Source organism: Nocardia pseudovaccinii, from assembly GCF_050942345.1.
Classification (GTDB): domain Bacteria; phylum Actinomycetota; class Actinomycetes; order Mycobacteriales; family Mycobacteriaceae; genus Nocardia; species Nocardia pseudovaccinii.
Window position 1 is genome coordinate 8,853,659 of the sequence record NZ_CP192074.1, and the last position, 21,465, is coordinate 8,875,123.

A 21,465-nucleotide genomic window follows, 5' to 3' on the forward strand; every position below is an offset into this window, starting at 1 on the left:
AGTGTGTGCGCAGTCACAGCGCCGATGGAAGCGGACGGCACCCTTTCTAACGCTGTCTTAGGACGAATGTTGTCTTTCGCGGCCGAAATCGCGATCGGCCGCAAAATCAGCCGATCGCCACCACGGTCTACTTCGCGAGCAGCGGTGCGAGGGTGCGCAGAGTGGCGGCTTCGTCGGCGAGGACTTGGATGACGACGTGGTCGGCGCCTGCGTTCAGGTGGGTGGAGAGGCGATCGACGATCGAGTCCGCGTCGCCGTGGGCTACCAGGGCGTCGATGAGGCGATCGCTGCCGGGTTTGGTCACATCGTCGTCGCTGAAGCCGAGGCGGCGCAGATTGCTGACATAATTCTGGAGGTCGAGATAGAACTCGACGCGTGGACGGGCGGTGATGCGGGAGCGGACCGGATCTTCGTCGAGGACCACCTTGTGTTCGGTGGCCAGCAGCACACCCTCACCGAGTTCGGCGCGGGCGCGGGCGGTGTGTTCCGGGGTGACGAGGTAGGGCAGCGCGCCAGCGGATCGTTGCGCCGCGAGCCGCAGCACGCGCGGGCCGAGGGCGGCGAGGGCGCGGCGCTCCTTCGGTACGCCCGCGGCATCCAGTTCGTCGAAGTATTCGCTCAGCGCGTCGTAGGGCTTGCGGTATTCGCCCTGGTGTTCTGGGTGGCCCGCGCCGAGGCCGAGCAGGAACCGACCGGGGAAGCGCGCGTCGATCCGGTGGAACGACTCCGCGACCTGCTTCGCGGGTGCGGTCCAGATGTTCACGATGCTGGTGGCGACGGTGATCGACTCGGTCGCCTCGAGCAGCGACTCGATCACGGGCAATTCGGCGGGCGGGGACCCGCCGAGCCACAGGGTGCCGTAACCGAGTCCTTCCAAGTCCTGGGCGTCCTGCGGGGTGAACGCCCCGTAGTAGCGCCATACACCGAACCGTCCGAGATCTGCGATCGCCATGTTCCGAGCCAACCACGCTGTCACGGTTCCTATTCCGACCTCCAAATCGGGTTAGCACTCTCTATCTCAGAGTGCTAACTTGGATGGTGCACAGCTTCCGGCGCTTGCCGCCGTGGCAGGCGCCGCCGCTAGTGAAATGGAGGTGATTGCTGTGCTCCGGTTCGATCCATTCCATGACATCGACACCGTTGCCCGCCAGCTGCTCGGCGAATCCATCGGGACATCCCGCGCGCCACGGTTCATGCCGATGGATCTGTTCAAGGCAGGCGATCATTACGTACTCAACGCCGACCTGCCCGGTGTGGACCCCGGCTCGGTGGATGTGAGCGTCGACAACGGCACACTCACCCTGCGCGCGCAGCGCAGCCTGCCGAGCGACGAAGGCGTCCAATGGATTGCGTCCGAGCGCTTCGCCGGCACCTATATGCGCCAGCTCAGCCTCGGCGACAATGTCGATGCCGACAAGATCAGCGCAACCTATAACAACGGCGTGCTCTCGGTGACGATTCCGATCGCCGAACGGGCCAAGCCGCGCCGTATCGAAATCTCCGGTTCCAGCCAGCCACGGACGATCGAAGCAAGTTCGTCCGGCTGATTCGCTGGGTCATGCTCCCGCACCGCCCGTGCCCGCAGATTCACGGTGCGGGAGCCCCGTCAGCTCAGTCGCCGCAGCAGCCTTCGGTTGGGACAGTACGCATTTCGCGGGTTTCGGCATTGCGCGCGGCGAGGTCGGCATCGTCGGGATAGTCGACGGCAATGAGACTCAGACCATGTGCGGGCGCCACGGTGACCGAACTGGAGCGCTCGGTTTCGTTGAGTAGCGCGGCGACCCAGTCGGGCGTGCGACGCCCCTCCCCCACCGCGAGCACCGCGCCGACGAGGCTGCGCACCATGGACCAGCAGAACGCATCCGCGCTGACATAGGCGATGAGCAGGTCGCCATCGCGCTCCCAGTCGAAGCGCTGGAGTTCACGGACGGTGGTGGCACCATCGCGGCGGCGGCAGAATGCGGCAAAGTTTTTCAGCCCCAACAACTTTCGCGACGCCTCGCGCATGGCTTCGAGATCGACGTCGTGACGACAGGCGACAACACTGCGAGCCTGGAGCGGCTCGGCACCATATGGCGCGGTGGTCAGCCGATACGCATAGTGGCGGCGGATCGCCGAGAAACGCGCGTCGAATTCGGCCGGGACGACGCGAATGTCCTTGATCCGCACGTCTTTCGGCAGAAACCGCGCCATGCGATGGATGAGCTTGGCCGCATCCGGTTCGGTCCCGATATCGAAATGCGCGACCTGCCCCTCGGCATGTACACCGGCATCGGTGCGTCCCGCGACGGTCAATTGGATCGGCTCGCGGAACACTTTGCTCAGCGATTCCTCGAGCACACCCTGCACGGTGCGCAGACCCGGTTGCCGCGCCCAGCCGATGAAATCCGTACCGTCGTAGGAGATGTCGAGCCGCACGCGCAACACGTTCGTCCCGCCATCCAGCCCGACCCCGCTATCGGGGCGCACCTCGTCACCTCGACGAAGGACGGAATCCGCCGCTGGCCCCCCACCCCCGCCGGGGCGATGGGGCGCGGCGCTACGGGTCGCGAACGAACCGGTCGAATCCTGCACGGTCACGGTCATCTCCTGCTCGATACGCGCGAGCCAGCGCTTCGCTCATCGAGATCCACCTCGCACACGTGGAACACGCTGCCGCGAAAGCGATCTCCTTCGGACACGAATGAGCCCGCCGACCCACAGAGGGTGCGGCGGGCTCCTTCGAAGACTTCCAACGCGAGCGTCAGGCGTCCTTCTTGTCCTCAGCGGCCTCGTCGGCAGCGGGGGCCTCGGCCTCGACGGTCTCGGCGACGGCCGCATCGGCCTGCTCCTCGACCACGGTCTCGGCGACGGGCGCCTCGGCCTTCTTGGACGCGGCAACGCGACGAGCGCGGTCGGCCTCGTTGGTCACGGTCTTCTCCCGGACCAGCTCGATGACCGCCATCGGCGCGTTGTCACCCTTGCGGGGCAGCGTCTTGGTGATGCGGGTGTAGCCACCCTCGCGGCCCTCGAACGACGGACCGATCGAGGCGAAGAGCTCGTGGACGACATCCTTGTTGCGGATGACCTTGAGCACCTCGCGACGGTCGGCCAGGGTGCCGGCCTTCGCCTTGGTGACCAGCTTCTCGGCGTAGGGGCGCAGCGCCTTGGCCTTGGCCTCGGTGGTCGTGATACGACCGTGCTCGAAGAGCGCCGTGGCCAGATTGGCGAAGATCGCCTTCTGGTGCGACGCCGACCCGCCGAAGCGGGCACCCTTCTTGGGCTTGGGCATTGTTTGTTCTCCTTGTGTGAGGCCGGGCCGGGGTGCCTACCCCAGCGGCCTAGAGCTGTTCGGTCTCGGCGTAGTCCTGCTCGCCGCCATCGGTGTCACTGAACGTGCCGCTGTCGCTCCACGTTCCGGTGCTCGCGTCGTAACCCACCACGGACGAAGGATCGAACGAGGCCGGGCTGTCCTTCAGCGAGAGGCCGAGCGCATGCAGCTTGACCTTGACCTCGTCGATGGACTTCTGGCCGAAGTTGCGGATGTCCAGCAGATCCGATTCGGTGCGGGCCACGAGCTCGCCGACCGTGTGCACGCCCTCGCGCTTGAGGCAGTTGTAGGACCGGACGGTGAGGTCCAGATCCTCGATCGGCAGACCGAACGAGGCGATGTGATCCGCCTCGGCCGGCGAAGGGCCGATCTCGATGCCTTCGGCTTCGACGTTGAGCTCACGGGCCAGGCCGAACAGCTCGACCAGGGTCTTGCCCGCCGAAGCGAGCGCGTCCCGGGCGGTGATGGAGTTCTTGGTCTCCACGTCCAGGATCAGACGGTCGAAGTCGGTGCGCTGCTCGACACGGGTGGCCTCCACCTTGTAGGTCACCTTGAGCACCGGCGAGTAGATCGAATCCACCGGGATCCGGCCGATTTCCGCGCCGGACGCCTTGTTCTGCACCGCCGGGACGTAACCGCGACCGCGCTCGACGACGAGCTCGATCTCCAGCTTGCCCTTGTCGTTCAGGGTGGCGATGTGCATATCCGGGTTGTGCACGACAACACCGGCAGGCGGCACGATGTCACCGGCGGTGACGGTGCCCGGGCCCTGCTTGCGCACGTACATCGTGACCGGCTCGTCCTCCTCCGAGGACACGACCAGACCCTTGAGGTTCAGGATGATGTCGGTGACATCCTCCTTCACACCGGGAACGGTGGTGAACTCGTGCAGGACGCCGTCGATGCGGATGCTCGTGACCGCGGCCCCCGGAATCGAGGACAGCAGGGTACGCCGCAGCGAGTTGCCGAGGGTGTAACCGAAGCCCGGCTCGAGCGGTTCGATGGTGAACTTCGAGCGGTTCTCGGCGACGACCTCTTCGGTCAGCGTCGGACGCTGTGAAATCAGCATTAGGATCATCCTCCTGTACGGGCACCCACTATTTGATGCCCACGTTTTGGGGGTTGTGGGTGACCACCTGGTTCAGGCGGTCACCCACCAGCACGAAAGCTGTTACTTCGAGTAGTACTCGACGATCAGCTGTTCCTGCAGCGGCACATCGATCTGAGCGCGCTCCGGGAGCTGGTGCACCAGGATCCGCAGACGACCGGGGAGCACCTGCAGCCAACCCGGAACCGGGCGGTCGCCGACGGTCTCGCGCGCGACCTGGAAGGGCAGCGTGCCGAGCGACTTCTCCTTGACATCGATGATGTCGTACTGGGTCACCTGGAAGCTGGGGACGTTCACGGCCCGGTTGTTCACCAGGAAGTGACCGTGGCTGACCAGCTGGCGAGCCTGCCGACGGGTGCGCGCCAGACCGGCGCGGTACACGACATTGTCGAGCCGGGTCTCGAGCAGACGGAGCAGGTTGTCACCGGTCTTGCCCTTGAGGCGGTTGGCCTCTTCGTAGTACCGGCGGAACTGCTTCTCCATGACGCCGTAGGAGAAGCGCGCCTTCTGCTTCTCCTGCAGCTGGAGCAGGTACTCGCTCTCCTTGATCCGCGCGCGGCCGTGCTGGCCCGGCGGGTAGGGACGACGCTCGAACGCCTGGTCGCCTCCGACGAGGTCGACCCGCAGACGACGCGACTTGCGGGTGATAGGGCCTGTGTAACGAGCCATTTTTCGTTATTCCTTTCCCGCTAGACGCGACGCCGCTTGGGCGGACGGCAGCCGTTGTGCGGCTGCGGGGTGACATCGGAGATCGTGCCGACTTCCAGGCCTGCGGCCTGCAGCGAACGGATCGCGGTCTCGCGGCCCGAACCCGGGCCCTTGACGAACACGTCGACCTTCTTGACGCCGTTCTCCTGCGCCTTGCGGGCAGCGTTCTCGGCGGCGAGCTGCGCGGCGAACGGGGTCGACTTGCGCGAGCCCTTGAAGCCGACGTGGCCCGAGGACGCCCACGAGATGACGTTGCCGGACGGGTCGGTGATCGACACGATCGTGTTGTTGAACGTGCTCTTGATGTGCGCGTGGCCGTGCGGGACGTTCTTCTTTTCCCGGCGACGCGACTTCTGGGTCTTCTTGGGGCCGGAGGCCCGACTCTTCGGAGGCATCCTTTATCCCCTACTTCTTCTTGCCTGCGACGGTGCGCTTCGGGCCCTTGCGGGTGCGCGCGTTGGTCTTGGTGCGCTGGCCGCGCACGGGCAGGCCACGACGGTGGCGCAGACCCTGGTAGCAGCCGATCTCGATCTTGCGTCGAATGTCGGCCTGCACCTCGCGGCGCAGGTCACCCTCGACCTTGAGGGCCGAACCCTCGATGTAGTCACGCAGCTGCGTGACCTGCTCGTCGCTGAGGTCCTTCGAGCGCAGGTCCGGGCTGACGCCCGTCGCCTCGAGGATCTCCTTGGCGCGGGTACGGCCGATGCCGAAAATGTAGGTCAGTGCGATCTCCATGCGCTTTTCGCGCGGAAGATCAACGCCCATGAGACGTGCCATGTGGCAGGTTCCTTAATCGTTGCGGAGGTCTGCTCCCTGTCCGTCCCCTCGTCTTGGTGGGGCCCCGGCCTCCGGTCCGGGGGTAGGCGGGCACTGCGTGTGCCCGCTGGCGCTGGGAGGTCTTCTTTTTAGTTGGCCAAGCCGATCAGTGATCGGTGCCCGGCTGGTGTTGCGAACTCAGCCCTGACGCTGCTTGTGGCGCAGGTTCTCGCAGATCACCATGACCCGACCGTGACGGCGGATCACCTTGCACTTCTCGCAGATCTTCTTGACGCTCGGCTGAACCTTCACGTCCGTCCAATCTTGTTCGGTTCACACGGGTGTGAACACAGTTTTTCCCCAGCCGACGACTGGGGAAGTCTCTGTGGTGAGCCTTGCGGCTCGATGGTCACGCCTTCCGGCGCGATCACTTGTAGCGGTAAACGATGCGGCCGCGCGACAGGTCGTAGGGCGAAAGCTCGACGACCACACGGTCCTCGGGAAGGATGCGAATGTAGTGCTGCCGCATCTTTCCGCTGATGTGCGCGAGAACCTTGTGTCCGTTCTCGAGCTCGATCCGGAACATCGCATTGGGCAGCGGCTCGACAACTCGACCCTCGACCTCGATGGCCCCGTCTTTCTTCGCCATGTCCTCCGCGATCCCGGTTTACGCTCAAACCTGGTTTGATTGCCTTGTATCTGCTTCCATGTACCCATCGGTCGTCCCGATCGGCGGCATGCAAACAGTCGGCGCGTAGGTGCACCGCCGACCAAGCTTACCGGTTTAATTGCGGGCAGGCCAATTCGCCCTGGTCACAGCGTGCGGGAGCGGCTATTGTCCCGCTTTTGGTGCGCGCGACCCAGTGCGCGGACCCGCGGTTGCCAGCGTGGTCGTGGTGGCCGGAGCCGCATTGCAGTCGTGATCGTCACGCAGCGGCCACCGTCGGTGGCGAGACCGGAAGTCGGTGCTGCTCTGCTCGTCGTCGAATGCCCACCGGCTTCCCAGCCGGGCTGTCTTATCCGACACGATCCCCCCCTCTCTTATCTGGCACAGTCCCCCGTTCGGCATCGGCCACGGCATCGGCATCGGCATCGCGGTTCGTCGCCATCCACCGTGGCCGAGCGAGGTCAGGGCACTGCACTGTAAGGCAGAGCCGGAGCGTGGCGATGCTTCGTGAATTGGTCGCACCGAATGCGGTCGCGAACGCGTTCGTCACTCCGGCGGTGCGGAGCGTTGGCGAAGACGATTGCTCAGCGGGATATAGAGGCCGCCCTCGCCGGAAAGTAGAGGCCCGCCGGAGATCAGGATCGAGGCCGGATGCTGGTGACGAAGCAGACGCGCGGCAATCTGCCATGCGGAGTGCGCCGGTCATACGGCACAGCACATCTCGGCCTATCTATCGAGAGGCGCATGGGTCCAACAGATCCCGCGATAGGGGCGTTCGAAAACCGGTCATTCGGCCCACTCCCCACCCGTGATGAGGCAGAGTCGTCGCGTAAACTGACCACAGCCCAGGAATAAAGGTCGAGCAGATCAAGGGGGACGTGTGAGCCGTAATAACGACGGCCTCCCCATGCTGCCCCCGTGGCTTTCCGAGAGCGATGTCACCGGCGGCTACGAAGCACCCGTACAGAACCTGCCACACGACGACCTCATCGATGAAGCGCCTTCGCGGCGTGGACGTTCCAAGCGCGCGCCGGAGACCGAGCGTCCCGAAGCCGCGCGCCGGGACAAGCGCCGATTCGGCCGTCGCAAAGGTAAGGACGAGCAGCCCGAAGAACAGGGCCAGCGCCCAGGTTCGGCGGGGCGCGAATTGTCCGGTCCGGGTTTCGAACTACACAGCGGATCGGGTGGTTTCCAGGGCCCGAACGCCTTTCGCGGACCCGAACCCCAGCGCGGCCCCGAGCCAGGCCGACAGGGTCCACCTCAGCACGACTCCGGTCCACCTGCGCGCCCGGATGGGCCAGGTCAGGGTTCGCCGCGCTCGGAAAACGGTTGGCAGGGCAGCAATCAGCTGCCGACCCGCCACCCCGGCCAGCCCTCCGCCGGTTTCGACCCGCTCGGCAGCAGGCCGCCGACGCCACCGTCGCAACCGTCGCAACCGCTGGTGCACCCTTCCGGCCCTCAGCAGCCCGCTGCCGATTACCAGCAGCCGGGTGCGGGCCAGCCGATTGCCGCAGAGCCGCCCCCGCCCATCGAGGAAACGGTGCGCTACCAGGCGTCGCGCCCCGACCTGCCGTCCCCGCCGAACCAGGCCGCCGCACAACCGTATTCGCCTGCCGCACCACCGCAGCCGCCGACGAGCGAGCGGCCGGGGACCGGCGACTTCGACGCCCCACCCGCATGGCTCGATACGCCCCGCACCGAGCAGGGCCAACCGGCGGCTGGCATGGGCCCGCATACCCCCACAGCCTCGGCACCAGCTCATCCCGGGCCGACTTCGGTGCCCGAAAACCGGTCGGAAAATGGCCAGCTCACGCCGCCCGCACAGGTCGGCGCACCATCCGCAACGACCTCGGGCGGCACCGACGCACCGTCCGCACGGCTAGACGAACCGCACGCGGGCGGAATCGATGGCCCGTCCTCGCAGCACTCACCCGGGTTCGACGGCCCGCCTTCGCGAGTCGAAGAACCGAACCCACAGGGCTCTCATGGCGTCGCCGGACCGCCCACCCGACACGATGAACCGCGGCCGCACGACCCGCGCGGAGTCGACGGTCCGCCTTCGCGACTCGACGAGTCACGGCCGGGCTCGCGTACGGACAGCTCGGGCCCAGCACTCGATGAGTCGCGCCGGGCTGACTCGCACGGGGGCGATGGCCCGGCGCAGCAATTGGACGAGGCGGGTCCGGCGGACTCGCAAGGTGACGATGGTCCGCCGCCTTGGCTCGCGCCACAGCGGCCGTCGGAGGATCAGACCGCCGACGAGCAAGGTGCGCGCAGCGCGCAGCGGCCTGAGTTGCCGCCGCCACCAGGGGAATTCGACGCACAGTCGGCCTCCGGTATACCCGCGGACGCTGGTGTGGCACGGGGTTCCGGCTCGGCGGCCGGGGCGTCGGCGGATGAACCGGGCGCGGTAAGCCGTACGGATCAGGATGATTCGGCACGAGCGCTCGGTGCAGCGCAGACCGCGAACGACGCAGCGGGTTCCGCCGAGGGCGATCGCGCGCGATCCTCTGGTGCGACACCGATATTCGATTCCGCGACGGTCGATCCGGCCAGGCGGCCGGGTGGCTCCTCCCGGGTGCCCAGCACCGCCTCCTCGGAGTACGGCCCCGCACCGCGCGGCACCCAGGATTCGGGCGCGGGCACCGGCCACCCCGCAGGCGGATCGCCCTCGGGCACAACATCGTCCGCGAGCGGCGGTACACCGCACGACTACAGCCAGTACGGCCATGCGACGCACACCGCCAGCGACGATCCGGCCTCCGCGCGGGCAGCCAGCTCGGAAGCAGCACCTCGGACACCGGGCCAGTTCCATCGCCCGGCATCCGCACCACGAGCACCCGGCGGCGAGTTCCACCAGCCGCCCTTCGCGCCGCAGGGAGCTGATTTCCAAGGGCCCACCGGTACCGGAGTTTCGGAATCGGTTCGGCCGCAACGCGATAGCGGGTCGACCGCTCCCGGATGGGTCACCGGCCCCGATCCGACGGGTTCTGAGTTCCCGGAATCGGGGGCACCGCAGGCACCGAGCGAGGAGCTCGGACGTCCGGGCTCGGGACCGCAGGGAACCGCAGCCGAATCCCAGCGGCCGACCGGGACGGCAGGACAGTCTGGATCCGGTGCGGCGCAACGAGGACGTGAGTTGGCCACGCCTGGTTGGGCTGCGCACCCCGTCGCCGGCACGACGGGCGCACCGACGCCCGTCGCTGGACGGCACCGGTTGCCATCGGAAATCGACGCGGCCGCCGAGGCGGACGATGAGGCCGCAGGGGCGACCGACACTGCGGGCGATCAGCAGGTTCCGACGAGCGAGCAGTCGGCACCGCATGGGCCGGGCGACCGAGGAAGTGTTGCCGGAGCGGAGCAATCCGCGGTAGCCGAAGGGCAGCGCGGCGACCGTAATGCCCCCGGGGACGTGCAGCCCGCATCAGGACAAGCACCAGGCACCGACCAGCCGAATAGTCAGTGGCACAACGGAACTGGATCCGCCCAGCCGCCCACCGGGCAGACACCTGTCGGCGATCGGACCGGCCCACCATCGCAGAACGGACCTGGGCCCACAGGGCATGCACCCATCGGCGACCCGGCCGCGCCATGGCAGAACGGACCCGGGTACGCGCAACCATCCACCGGCCGAGCACTCGGCGGCGACCAAGCACCGTGGCAGAGCGGCCCCATGGGGCAAGCACCCGGCGGCGATCGCGCACCGTGGCAAGGCAGCCCGACACCCACAGGGCAAGCACCTAGCGACCATGCGCCGTGGCAAGGCGGACACGGACCAGCGGGTCAAGGGTCTGGCGATCAGTGGCAGGGCGGCCCGGTACCCACGGGGCAGGTGCCCAGCAGCGACCAGGCACCGTCGCAGAGCGGACCCATCGGGCGCGCACCGGGCAGCGATCAAATGCCATGGCAGAGCGGACCCACGGGGCAAGGGCCCGAAGGCGAACACGCACCGCGGCAAGGCGGACTCGCGCCCACCGGCCACGCACCTGGCAGCGACCAAGCACCACGGCCGAGCGGCCCAGGAACTGCGGGCCGAGCACCCGGCAGCGATCAGGCCGCACCGTGGCAGGGCGGACCCGAGTACGCGCAACCGCACATCGGGCAGGCACCGGTCGGCGATCAAGTCGGCCCACCCTCGCAGAGCGGACCCACAGGGCAAGGGCCCGGAGGCGAACACGCGCCGTGGCAGGGCGGACTCACGCCCACCGGCCACGCACCTGGCAGCGACCAAGCATCACGGCCGAGTGGGCCTGGATCTATAGGGCAAGCACCTGGCAGCGATCAGGCGGCGCCGTGGCAGGGCGGACCGGGGTACGCACAACCGTCCACCGGACAGGCACCGGTCAGCGGGCAGGTCGGACCACCTTGGCAGAACGGACCTGGGCCTACGGGGCAGGCACCCGACGGCGAACGGGCACCGTGGCAGAGCGAGCCCACCGGGCAGGCGCCGGGCGGCGATCACTCGACGTGGCAAGGCGGACTCACACCCACCGGCCAGGCATCTGGCGACCACGCGCAATGGCAGGGCGGCCCTGCGCCCATGGGGCAGGCGCGCGGCAGTGACCAGGCACCGTCACAGAGCGGACCCATCGGGCGGGCACCCGGCAGCGATCACACACCGGGGCAAGGCAACTCCGCGCCGACGGGCCGAGCATCCGGCGGCGACCAAGCATCATGGCAAGGCGGGCCTGCGCATACGGGACAGGCACCCGGCAGCGACCAGGCATCGTCGCAGAGCGGACCCATCGGGCGAGCATCCGGCAGCGACGACGCGCAATGGCAAGGCGGACCCGCACCTACGGGGCAGGCACCTGGCAGCAACCAAACACAGCAAGGCGAATTCGGCCCGACAGGCCAGGCACCTGGCAGCGACCAGGGACCGTGGCAAGGCGCATCCGGTCCCACCGGCCAAGCGCCCAGTGGCGATCACGCACCACGGCAAGGTGCGCCCGGGTATGGGCAGCCGCCGATCGGGCGGGCGCCCGAGGGTGAGCAGTGGCAAAATCCTGCGGCGCAGGGCTTCGCGCAGCAGGGGCATGGGCCGATGGGACAGCAACCGCCCGTTGGGGATCCGCAGGCTGGGTACGGCCAACCACCGGCCGGGCCGCCGCCCGGGTATCAGCAGGGTGGTCAGTATCAGCCGCAGCATCCGCACGGGCCGCAGCCTTCGCTCGATGACGTGCCGTTGCGGCGTGCGAAGAAGTCGCCGAGCGGTGGGTGGCGCAAGGCCGTGCACCATGTTTCCGGTGGCGCGATCAATCCCGGCTTGTCCGCGGAGGAGTTGCGGCTGCAGGAGTTGGTGGCGCGGATCCGGCAGCCGGTGCGCGGTGACTATCGGATCGCGGTGCTCTCGCTCAAGGGTGGTGTCGGAAAGACCACCACGACAATGGGTCTCGGGTCGATTTTCGCCTCCATCCGTGGCGACCGGGTGATCGCGGTCGATGCCAATCCGGACTTCGGCACGCTGTCGCAGCGGGTGCCGTTGCAGACCCGATCGACCGTGCGCGATCTCTTGCTGGATCCCGCGATCCAGCGCTATTCGGATGTGCGCAGGCACACCTCGCAGGGCACCAGCCGATTGGAAGTGCTTGCCAGCGAACGGGATCCGGCGGCGTCGGAGGCGTTCAACGACGAGGAGTACCGCGCGGTCGCGCGCATCCTGCAGCGGTTCTACAACATCATCCTGACCGACTGCGGTACCGGACTGATGCATTCGGCGATGGGCGGCGTGCTCGACCTCGCGCATTCGCTGGTACTGATCTCCTCGGCCGCGATCGATGGCGCGCGCAGTGCGGCGGCGACGCTCGACTGGTTGTCCCTGCACGGCCACGATCATCTGGTCCGCAATGCGGTCGTGGTGATCAACCTGCCGCGTGAGGGTTCCCCGAATGTCGGCATCCAGCAGCTGCGCGAGTACTTCCTGTCGCGCTGCCGCGCGGTGCACATCATCCCGTACGACTCGCACCTGTCCGAGGGCGCCGAGATCGATCTGCATCGTCTGCACAAGACCACCAAACGCGCCTACGTCGAACTCGCCGCTACGGTCGCAGACGAATTCGGCATCGATCACCGTCGCTACAGTGTCTAATTGCCGCGCCTTCGGCGCGGCGTGTTCGCGGCCCCCTGGTGTCTCGCGTCCGAGCCGTCGAGACTCGCGACTTCGTCGCATGCGCTTCGACGACTCGGCCGCGAGACGGGCCGCGAGACGGGCCGCTCGTAAGACTCGCTCCGTCGTGATCACCGATGCCGGCGCAGTCGGCACCCCACGCACGCACCTCGGGTCGTCCAAACCCGCGACTTCGTCGCATGCACTTCGACGACTCGGCCGCGAGACGGGCCGCGAGACGGGCCGCTCGTAAGACTCGCTCCGTCGTGATCACCGATGCCGGCGCAGTCGGCACCCCACGCACGCACCTCGGGTCGTCCAAACCCGCGACTTCGTCGCATGCACTTCGACGACTCGGCCGCGAGACGGGCCGCGAGACGGGCCGCTCGTAAGACTCGCTCCGTCGTGATCACCGATGCCGGGGCAGTCGGCACCCCACGCACGCACCTCGGGTCGTCCAAACCCGCGACTTCGTCGCATGCACTTCGACGACTCGGCCGCGAGACGGGCCGCGAGACGGGCCGCTCGTAAGACTCGCTCCGTCGTGATCATCGATGCCGTAGTCATGCGCGACTCACCAGGACAACCGGGACGCCCGCACCTCCGCGATCGACCGCCCGCGACGGCGGCGGAACAGTCCGCGCAGTGTGCCCGCGTTCAGGTAGCCGACCTTGACCGCTATCGCGTCGATGGTCAGGGTCGTGGTGCGCAGCAGTTGGGTGGCGCGTTCCAACCGGACCTCGTGCACGAAATCCCGTGGCGACATTCCGATTTCGGCTTGGGTGGCGCGCTGTAGCGTGCGTTCGGTGACGCCGAGCAGATGCGCGGCGTCGGCGATGCGGAACTGGTCGGCGACGTGGTCGCGCACCCAGCGCTCGAATGCGGCGACCAGGGAGTCGTTGCGGGCGATCACCTCGGGGATCGCGGAGTCGCTCTGCGTTCGGCGATCACCGACCACCAGATATCGGGCGGTCAGCTCGGCCAGGGTCGGACTCTGCGCGGCGATCAGCGCCAGTGCGAGGTCGATATGCGATAGCGAGGCCGCCGCGGTGGTGAGCCGATCCGCCCGGCACAGGATTCGACTCTCGTCCAGGTCGATGCGCGGATATCGGCGCCGAAAGGCCGGGCCGAGCCACCAGCTCGTCGTCGCCGCCACACCGTCCAGCACACCCGCCTCGGCCAGATAGAAGGTGCCGGTACAGGCCGCGGCGAGATGCGCGCCGGATTCGTAGGCCCGCGTCATCAGTTGCAGCACCGGCCGATTCGCGGGTGCGGAGACCACGCCGATCAGCCCATCCGCATCCAGCACGCGCGTTGCGGGGACGACGATCAGACCGACATCGTCCGGCAGTTCGGTTATCGGTGTCGTCTGCGCGCGAAAACCGTGCGCTGTAAGCACTTGTTCGCCATCGGCGACGATGTGCACCCGCCATGGATCGGGAGCCGTATCCAGTTCCTCGCGCAGTCCGTTTGCGGTCGCGAAGGTCTCCAGTACGGCGGTAAGTCCGAGGTCGGCGACGCCGTCCTGCACGAAAACCGCTACATCCATGTCGCAAACAGTACTGAATATGTCGTTTCCGACACTCGGAACTGCGGAATAAGCGGCTTACTGTTCGTACTACTTATCCGGCCTGCCCTGCGGAGTTCATATGACGATCGTCGAAACCACCGGTATCCACCACATCCGCCTGACCGTGACCGATATCGACCGCTCCAAGGCGTTCTATCGCGACGTGCTCGGTTTCGAGATCGCGGTGGAATCGCCCGGTCGGCCGGAAGATCCACAGGTGCGCACCGATCCGGCCCAGTTCTACGGCGGCGTCGTATTCCAAACGAACGGAATGCTGTTCGGACTACGCCCGGTGGCCGAACCGACCGATAAATTCGATTCCGAACGCGTCGGATTGGATCATCTCAGCTTCACCGTGCCCTCGGTCGACGATCTGACCCGTACCGCCGCCCGTTTGGCCGAGGCCGGAATCGAACACGGCGAAGTCACGCCGCTGGACGGGCTCGGCATCGCGATCCTGTCCTTCAGCGATCCCGACGGCATCCACCTCGAGCTCACCGCACCGCTGTGAACGCGCCGACGCACTGTAGTAATCCGACCTTCCGTCGAACTCCGGCGCTGGCGGGCACGAAGGTCGGCTCCGCATTGCCGAGCACCAGCGAACTACTCTGCGCGCTGAGCGGAAAACAGGTCCGCGGACATGTCTGCCGATGGTCGCGGGATCTGGTCCGGTTGCACCGCATAAGACGCGAGCATCCCCGGTGTGCTGCCGTGATCGACTGTCTCCGAATGGAATTGGTTGCCAACATCAATACCTGGGCAACCGAGCACCTGACGCTACCGCCCGCCGACCGGCGCGACGCCGAACTCGGCGACATGATCGATCGCATCGCGGCCACCGCCGATCGCGCCTTTCACCTGCTGATGACCGATGATCTGACCGGCGAACATATGCACGTGGCATGGACGCGACTGGCCGAATTGTCGATCGCCTACGGCGATTTGGTTCGAGAGGCCGAGGACGGGCGCTGGTGCCTATCGCCCAACACCAGGCACCGGTGAGCTGCCCACCACGAATCGGGAAGGGGCCGTGGCTATCCCGTGGGGAAGCCACGGCCTCTCGTCGCCCCGGGTCGTCACCACTCCGGGAGTCGCCGCCGTCCCGCGAGTACATCGCGCACCAAATCGTCGTAGGCATCGGCCAATTCGGCCAGATGATGCCACGCGACGTGTAGCTGTTCGTCGTGCGCGTCCAGGGTCATCAACGCGTGGTGGGCGCGCACCGAGGATTCCGCGATCCGGTCGATGACCGAGCCCACGGTTTCGGTGTGTAGCGTCGCACCGAGCCGGTGCTGCGGCACGCTGCGCGCCACCCAATCGTCGATAGCCATGACCAATTCGATTCTGCGACGCTCGATTTCGAGGATCGTCGCCGGATCGGTCGATACCGATCCGCCACGACCGACGAGTCGCTTCTCATGCAGAATCGCCAGGTCACGGGCGAACCAGAGCAGCGGGCCACCGACAACTCGGTGACCGCGACACGCCCGAACAAGTAGATCCGACGTGGGAAGTAGTCCGGGAGTCAAGGACTGCACCGTCGAATCGACACACCTCGGTGTGCCGGGAAGAGCCATCACAACCGTTGATGAATCCGAACCTGCCACGTTGCCTCGCCGTCATCGCCGCACAACACCTGGATCAGGACGTTCATTACAATAAACCTCTGAAGGCACCTGTCAAGCGTTACCCGGCCGTAGGGTGTGACGAAGAGTACACTTCGTTACCTGCACGACTGACCGAGGAGCAAGATGGCGGACGGTCCGACGTATCTCCGGATCGCAGACCTCCTCCGTGAGGAGATCCGCGCAGGCAAGTGGAATCCGGGCGATCGGTTGCCCAGCCACACCGAGCTGGCCGATCAGATGCAGGTTTCGATCACTACCGCGCGCAACGCTATTCAGGTGTTGGTCACCGAGAATTTGGTCTACACCGCTACTTCCCGTGGCACCATCGTCCGAAACCAAGAAGTCCTGGAATCGGTTGTCACCGACCATATTCGTCCGGATCGTCCGCAATCGGCCCACGATATCTTCGAAGAGATCGCGCGCGCCGCACATCGCGAACCGACCAAGGAGTTCAGCGCGAAGATGGAACCCGCGAATCCGGAAGTGGCGCACTGGCTGGGCGTGCCGGAGGATTCCTGGGTGCTGGCCAGGACTGTCGTCCAGTTCCTTGACAACGAGCCGTGGTCGTGGGAGGTCAGCTTCTATCCACGGGACTTGGCGGAGGCGACCGGTATCGACTCGCCGCACGATATTCCGGAGGGCACGACACGCCGACTGGCCGACCGCGGCCACGGCGAGACCGCGCACCGCGACACGCTCGCCGCCCGTCCGGCCAGTGCGGAAGAGGCGATCGTGCTCGGCGTCGCGACCGGCACCATTCTGCTGGACCATCTACGCATCGGCGCCAACCACGAGCGCATCACCAGGGCCACTCGGCATCGGTCGATCGCCACCCGCAACCGGCTGGCCTATGAACTCGGCGACGACCAGGGCAGCAACGTCATCCGACACACGCTCGGCATCTCCTACCGGCCGGGGATCGCGTTGCCATGAAAAACGTTCCGCCATGAATACGGTGCAGTCATGAAAATCATCCGCCGGGCGACTCTGAGTGATCTCGGCACCATCTGTCGACTCCGGATCCAGCGCACCGCGTGGCTCACCGCGCGCGGCTCCGATCAGTGGACCGTCGCGGGCCGCGGCTTACCCATCGAGATCTTCGCGCAGGCGGTCGGCGAGGCGCTGGACGCGGGCGAAACCTGGATTGCCGAGGTGACAGGGGAACCGGCCGGGACGATCACCGTCAACGACCGCTCGGATCCGGGGCTGTGGTCGCCATGGGAGCTGGCCGACGCGGTGATCGTGCACTACATGATCGTCGACCTCCGCTTCGCAGGCCAGCGCGTCGGCCACCGCCTATTGGCCCACGCCGCATCGCTTGCGCGCCAACGACAACGCCATTGGGTCCGGCTGGACGCCTGGACCACCAATACCGATCTGCACGACTACTACCGCGGGGAAGGCTTCCACCTGGCCAGGATCGCGGGCCCGGCCGCCTCGGGACCGTCCCGCGCGCTGTTCCAACGCCGCTCCGACAGCTGGGCCTTCGAGCCGATGACGCCGGTTCTGACCCACGTACCGCTGCCCGCGGCGCCCCAGCCGACGCCGGAGGCTCACAGCGGCGGCAGATAGGCGATCTGCACCATCTCCTGACCGCGGTTGCGCGACACCAGGATGCCGCGCCCGGGCAGCAGCTTCATCGGACGGACATCACCGATCAGCTTGCCCTCGTCCTTGGGGCCGCTCATGATCAGCGCGTCGACGGAGAGGTTCTTCATACCGCCGAGCACGTTGTCGTAGAGCGCGCGCGAAACGCCGCCGGTGCGTCGGGTGACGACCACGTGCAGACCGATATCGCGGGCCTGCGGCAGGTACTCCAGCAGTGGCAGCAGTGGATTGATGCCAGCGGTGATCATGTCGTAATCGTCTATCAGCAAATAGATTTCGGGTCCGGTCCACCAGCTGCGCTCGCGCAGCTGCTGTGGGGTGATGTCGGAGCCCGGGATGCGCTTGGACATGTAGCGGGCGAGTTCGTTGACCATCGGTCCGCAGGTCTGCGATGAGGTGGAGTAGCCGCCGAGATGCGCCTCGTCGACGACGCCGAGCAGGCTGCGGCGGTAGTCGATCAGGATGATCTTGGCCTGCTCCGGTGTCGCCTTCTCGGTGATGCCCATGGCGATATTGCGCAGCAGCGTCGTCTTGCCGCATTCGACGTCGGCGAAGGCCATGAAATGCGGCTCCTGGCCGAAATCCAGGACGAACGGGTCCAATTCGTTCTCGCCGAGCCCGACCAGGACCTTGGTCGGGCCGAGTTCGACCTCGTGTTTGCGCGCGATCGCGACGACCTCGTCGCGACTGATCTGCAATGGCAGCATGCGCACCTCGGGGGCGCGTCGGCCCGGATAGAGCTGCTGCATCTGGTCTCTGGCCTGGGCGGCGCCCTCGGCCAGGGTCTGCGGATCGGAATCGGAATCGAGCCGGGGCAGCGCGATCAGCATATGCAGTTCATCGGGCGTGAGGCCGCGACCGGGACGACCGACCGGCACCAGAGCGGCAGTACGCCTACCCATTTCGGAATCCGTCGGGTCGCCGAGGCGCAACTCGATGCGGGTGCCGATCTGATCTTTCACATTGGGCCGGATCTCGCCCCAGCGCGCGGCGCCGATGATCAGGTGGATGCCGTACGAAAGCCCCTGTGCCGCAATGGCGGTGATCTGCGGTTCGACGGCGTCGAACTCCTCGCGCATGGCGGCCCAACCGTCGACGACCAGGAACACATCGCCGAATTGGTCGGCGGCGAGCGGATCGTTGGGATCGGCCGCGGTCCCGTTGATGAGCCGGGCCTCCATCTGGGAGTACTTGCGGCGCCGGAACTCCACCATGGATTCGATGCCGAGTTCGGCGAAGCGCTCCTCGCGCTGGCGCATCAGCGTGGTCAATTCGGCGACCGTGCGGCGCACGCGATCGCCGTCCAGGCGGCCCGCGACCGAACCGACATGCGGCAGACCGGACAGACCGGCGAGGCTGCCGCCACCGAAATCGAGGCAGTAGAACTGGACCTGTTCGGGGCTGTGCGTCGCCGCGGCGGCCATGACGATCGTGCGGATGGTGGTCGACTTACCCGACTGCGGACCGCCGACCACCGCGACATTGCCTTGGGCACCGGCCAATTGGATGGTCAGCACGTCACGGCGCTGTTCGTAGGGTTTGTCGATGATGCCGATCGGCATCCAGAGCTGGCCGTGCCGGTTGACCGGGGAGCGCCAATCCGGATCGGGCAGCAGCATATCCACCGTCGGCGATTCGTCCAGCGGCGGCAACCACACCTCGTGCGCCGGACGGCCGTGTCCGGTAAGGCGTTTCACGACGACCTCGAGCAGCGTCTCCGGAACGCCGCCGCCGAGCAGCTCCTCCTCTTCCGGCTCCGCACCCGGAGGCGGCGGCAGATCGGGCAGTTCCATCCGCACCGGTTCGGGCCGATCTTTTGCCTCGACAGGTCCGGCGGTGAACACCGTCGGCGACTGACCGCCGACCACCCGGCCGTCCACCTGTCGGCTGCCACTCGGTGACACATACGGCCCGGACACATACGTCGCGTTGAACCGCAACGGATCGTCGGCATCGCTCTTGAGATAGCCGGAGCCCGGAATGCCGGGCAGGTGGTAGGCATCGGTGATGCCGAGTACGGCGCGGGATTCGTTGGCGGAGAAGGTGCGCAGACCGATTCGGTAGGACAGGTGCGAGTCCAGTCCGCGCAGCTTGTTCTCCTCGAGTCGCTGCGAGGCCAGCAGCAGATGGACGTGCAGTGAGCGGCCGAGGCGGCCGATCATCACGAACAGATCCGCGAAATCCGGCTTCTGCGAGAGCAATTCGGAGAACTCGTCGACGATGACGAACAGCGCGGGCAGCGGGTCGAGCGCGACGCCCGCCGCACGCGCCTTCTCGTAGTCGGTGACATTGGCGAAATTGCCTGCGGCGCGCAGCAATTCCTGGCGGCGATTCATCTCACCGGCCAGCGCGTCCCGCATGCGGTCCACCATCGAGAGTTCTTCCTCGAGGTTGGTGATGACCGCGGCGACGTGTGGCAGCGAGTCGAGGCCGAGGAAGGTCGCGCCGCCCTTGAAGTCGACGAGCACCAGATTCAGCGCGTCCGGCGAGTGCGTGGTCACCATGGAAAGCACCAGCGTGCGCAGGAATTCGGATTTACCCGACCCCGTTGCGCCGATGCACAATCCGTGCGGACCCATACCGCTCTCCGCGGATTCCTTGATATCTATTTCGACCGGGGTGCCGTCCGGGGTGACGCCGACCGGCACCCGCAGCCGCTCACGCGCGGTGCGCGGACGCCAAACCCGCGACGGTTCGATCTGCGCCGCGTCCGGAATCTTCAGCAGCGCCATCAGTCCCGGATCTGTCCTGGTGTCGTCGCCGAGGCTGACGATCTGTGCGGCCGTCGCGATCCGGAACCGGGCCAGGCTACGGGCGAAGGAGGCGGATTCGGCCGCGCTCACTTCGTCAGCGGTGGCGAATTTCTCGGTTCCCGCAGCACTTTTCGCACTGACGGCACCGTCGCCGACGACCAATTGCAGACCGCGCCGGGCAGCCAGGCCGTTCTCGGGTGCGGTCAGATCGAGCACGGTGACCGAATCCAGACCGGATTCGCTGATCAGGCGTTCGGTGCCGTTGACGTAGCCGTCATCGACGATGACCACCAAATGCAAACGGCCCTGTGTCGGTTGCGGATTGCGCATGAAGCGGCCGCGTTCGAGCAGTTCGGAGGCAAGTGCGGTTTCTAGTTCGGCCAGCGAGCCGTACATCATTCTGGCCGAGCCCATGCCGTCACGGACGGTCGGATGTTGCAGGTGCGGTAGCCATTTCGCCCATTCCCAGGCCGGACCGTCCGGATCGGCGCAGACGATGGCGACCGCGACGTGGTCGGGTCCGTGAAATGCGGTGAGCTCCATCAGCATCGCGCGCGCCAGCATCCTGGCTTCCTCGGCATTGCCACCGATATTGATGGCCGGGAAAGCGCGCAGCGACACCGCGGTCGGCAGCTGGTGCACCACCGAATGGGTTCGTACGAAACGGCGCAACGCCACGGTGGAGACCGGCTCCAGATCCTCCAGCGGTCCGGTTTCCGGACGCGCCAACTTGGTCGCCAACCGGTGGCTGCCCACCCCGACCCGCACATGTCCGAAGTCCGGATCGTTCGGCCTGCGCTCCCACATCCGGCGGGTGCCGACCACCGACGGCAGACCGATCGGTTCCGGATGACTCCAGATCAGCGATTCCAGCTGCTTATTGCCGGTGCGGCGGACGTCCTTGCGCATCTGGTCCAGGTAGCGGAAGTAGTCCTTGCGCTCCTCGTTGAGTTCGCCCGCACCCTTGGGGCCGTTGCCCCGCATGCCGAGCATCATGCCGCCCATCGACATGAGCATCATCATCGGGAACATCATCATGAACGGGTTGGCGAGCAGGTTGCGACCCATCATCACCATCATCGCGATCATGCCGACGACGGCGACCACCATGATCACCGGCATCAACTTCATGATCAGTGGTCCCGGCAGGGCCCGCTGGATCTCCGGCGGTGAATTCAACGCCACCTCACCGCCCGGCGCGCGCGGCGGGGCGATGCGGGGGCGGCGCACGAAACCTTCGGTAGCCATGGG

At 66.7% G+C, this 21,465-nt stretch carries 19 protein-coding genes; 6 read left to right on the forward strand and 13 right to left on the reverse strand.

Features of this window, described 5'->3' with window-relative positions; translation table 11 throughout:
* Positions 1-127: 127 nt before the first annotated feature.
* Complete coding sequence (locus tag ACQPZ2_RS40010) at positions 128-952, reverse strand: LLM class F420-dependent oxidoreductase (protein ID WP_433523131.1); 825 nt, start codon at positions 950-952, stop codon at positions 128-130.
* 151 nt (positions 953-1,103) lie between these two features.
* On the opposite strand from ACQPZ2_RS40010, the gene ACQPZ2_RS40015 reads away from it, so the two are divergent.
* Positions 1,104-1,547: an Hsp20/alpha crystallin family protein gene (locus ACQPZ2_RS40015; RefSeq protein WP_433527647.1), complete on the forward strand. Its 444-nt coding sequence runs from the start codon at positions 1,104-1,106 to the stop codon at positions 1,545-1,547.
* Between the two features lie 64 nt (positions 1,548-1,611).
* On the opposite strand, the gene truA is transcribed toward ACQPZ2_RS40015, so the two are convergent.
* From truA to ACQPZ2_RS40060, 9 genes are all read right to left on the reverse strand, one after another.
* Positions 1,612-2,418 carry a tRNA pseudouridine(38-40) synthase TruA gene (truA, locus tag ACQPZ2_RS40020; RefSeq protein WP_433527648.1) on the reverse strand — a complete coding sequence of 269 codons (807 nt, stop codon included), beginning with the start codon at positions 2,416-2,418 and terminating at the stop codon, positions 1,612-1,614.
* Positions 2,419-2,743: 325 nt separating this feature from the next.
* Positions 2,744-3,271 carry a 50S ribosomal protein L17 gene (rplQ, locus tag ACQPZ2_RS40025; RefSeq protein ID WP_063039137.1) on the reverse strand — a complete coding sequence of 176 codons (528 nt, stop codon included), beginning with the start codon at positions 3,269-3,271 and terminating at the stop codon, positions 2,744-2,746.
* 49 nt (positions 3,272-3,320) lie between these two features.
* Positions 3,321-4,379, reverse strand: coding sequence for a DNA-directed RNA polymerase subunit alpha (locus ACQPZ2_RS40030; RefSeq protein WP_040686662.1), 1,059 nt, complete (start codon positions 4,377-4,379; stop codon positions 3,321-3,323).
* Between the two features lie 102 nt (positions 4,380-4,481).
* Positions 4,482-5,087 carry a 30S ribosomal protein S4 gene (rpsD, locus tag ACQPZ2_RS40035; protein WP_063039138.1) on the reverse strand — a complete coding sequence of 202 codons (606 nt, stop codon included), beginning with the start codon at positions 5,085-5,087 and terminating at the stop codon, positions 4,482-4,484.
* Positions 5,088-5,107: 20 nt separating this feature from the next.
* A complete protein-coding gene (rpsK, locus tag ACQPZ2_RS40040) occupies positions 5,108-5,521 on the reverse strand; it encodes a 30S ribosomal protein S11 (RefSeq protein ID WP_014349147.1) in 414 nt (137 codons plus the stop codon).
* Between the two features lie 10 nt (positions 5,522-5,531).
* Positions 5,532-5,903 (reverse strand): 30S ribosomal protein S13, encoded by a 372-nt coding sequence (gene rpsM, locus ACQPZ2_RS40045; RefSeq protein ID WP_062983099.1) that lies wholly within the window; start codon positions 5,901-5,903, stop codon positions 5,532-5,534.
* 177 nt (positions 5,904-6,080) lie between these two features.
* Complete coding sequence (gene rpmJ, locus ACQPZ2_RS40050) at positions 6,081-6,194, reverse strand: 50S ribosomal protein L36 (RefSeq protein WP_040686659.1); 114 nt, start codon at positions 6,192-6,194, stop codon at positions 6,081-6,083.
* A gap of 115 nt (positions 6,195-6,309) precedes the next feature.
* Complete coding sequence (gene infA / locus ACQPZ2_RS40055) at positions 6,310-6,531, reverse strand: translation initiation factor IF-1 (protein ID WP_003418601.1); 222 nt, start codon at positions 6,529-6,531, stop codon at positions 6,310-6,312.
* A 2,442-nt stretch (positions 6,532-8,973) separates the two neighbouring features.
* Positions 8,974-9,228 carry a hypothetical protein gene (locus ACQPZ2_RS40060; RefSeq protein WP_433527725.1) on the reverse strand — a complete coding sequence of 85 codons (255 nt, stop codon included), beginning with the start codon at positions 9,226-9,228 and terminating at the stop codon, positions 8,974-8,976.
* A 2,065-nt stretch (positions 9,229-11,293) separates the two neighbouring features.
* Here ACQPZ2_RS40060 and ACQPZ2_RS40065 point away from each other — a divergent pair.
* The gene (locus ACQPZ2_RS40065) at positions 11,294-12,637 is read left to right on the forward strand and encodes an AAA family ATPase (RefSeq protein WP_433527649.1); all 1,344 of its coding nucleotides are present in this window, start codon (positions 11,294-11,296) and stop codon (positions 12,635-12,637) included.
* Between the two features lie 592 nt (positions 12,638-13,229).
* On the opposite strand, the gene ACQPZ2_RS40070 is transcribed toward ACQPZ2_RS40065, so the two are convergent.
* Positions 13,230-14,204 carry a GlxA family transcriptional regulator gene (locus ACQPZ2_RS40070; RefSeq protein ID WP_433523132.1) on the reverse strand — a complete coding sequence of 325 codons (975 nt, stop codon included), beginning with the start codon at positions 14,202-14,204 and terminating at the stop codon, positions 13,230-13,232.
* A gap of 100 nt (positions 14,205-14,304) precedes the next feature.
* Here ACQPZ2_RS40070 and ACQPZ2_RS40075 point away from each other — a divergent pair, with 100 nt between their 5' ends.
* On the forward strand, positions 14,305-14,736 hold the full coding sequence (locus tag ACQPZ2_RS40075) for a VOC family protein (RefSeq protein ID WP_433523133.1): 432 nt from the start codon (positions 14,305-14,307) through the stop codon (positions 14,734-14,736).
* Positions 14,737-14,954: 218 nt separating this feature from the next.
* The gene (locus ACQPZ2_RS40080; RefSeq protein WP_433523134.1) at positions 14,955-15,227 is read left to right on the forward strand and encodes a hypothetical protein; all 273 of its coding nucleotides are present in this window, start codon (positions 14,955-14,957) and stop codon (positions 15,225-15,227) included.
* A 74-nt stretch (positions 15,228-15,301) separates the two neighbouring features.
* Here the strand turns inward: ACQPZ2_RS40080 and ACQPZ2_RS40085 are convergent, their stop codons facing one another.
* Positions 15,302-15,763, reverse strand: a complete 462-nt coding sequence (locus tag ACQPZ2_RS40085) for a DUF4254 domain-containing protein (RefSeq protein ID WP_245721274.1) — start codon at positions 15,761-15,763, stop codon at positions 15,302-15,304.
* Between the two features lie 213 nt (positions 15,764-15,976).
* Between ACQPZ2_RS40085 and ACQPZ2_RS40090 the strand changes: the two genes are divergently transcribed.
* Both ACQPZ2_RS40090 and ACQPZ2_RS40095 read left to right on the forward strand, forming a co-directional pair.
* Positions 15,977-16,786, forward strand: a complete 810-nt coding sequence (locus tag ACQPZ2_RS40090; RefSeq protein ID WP_433523135.1) for a GntR family transcriptional regulator — start codon at positions 15,977-15,979, stop codon at positions 16,784-16,786.
* A gap of 30 nt (positions 16,787-16,816) precedes the next feature.
* Entirely contained in the window at positions 16,817-17,425 is a 609-nt protein-coding gene (locus tag ACQPZ2_RS40095) for a GNAT family N-acetyltransferase (RefSeq protein WP_433523136.1), read from the forward strand.
* Here ACQPZ2_RS40095 and eccCa read toward each other — a convergent pair.
* A complete protein-coding gene (gene eccCa / locus ACQPZ2_RS40100; protein WP_433523137.1) occupies positions 17,407-21,462 on the reverse strand; it encodes a type VII secretion protein EccCa in 4,056 nt (1,351 codons plus the stop codon). The two genes, ACQPZ2_RS40095 and eccCa, sit on opposite strands and share 19 nt — an antisense overlap.
* Between the last annotated feature and the right edge of the window lie 3 nt (positions 21,463-21,465).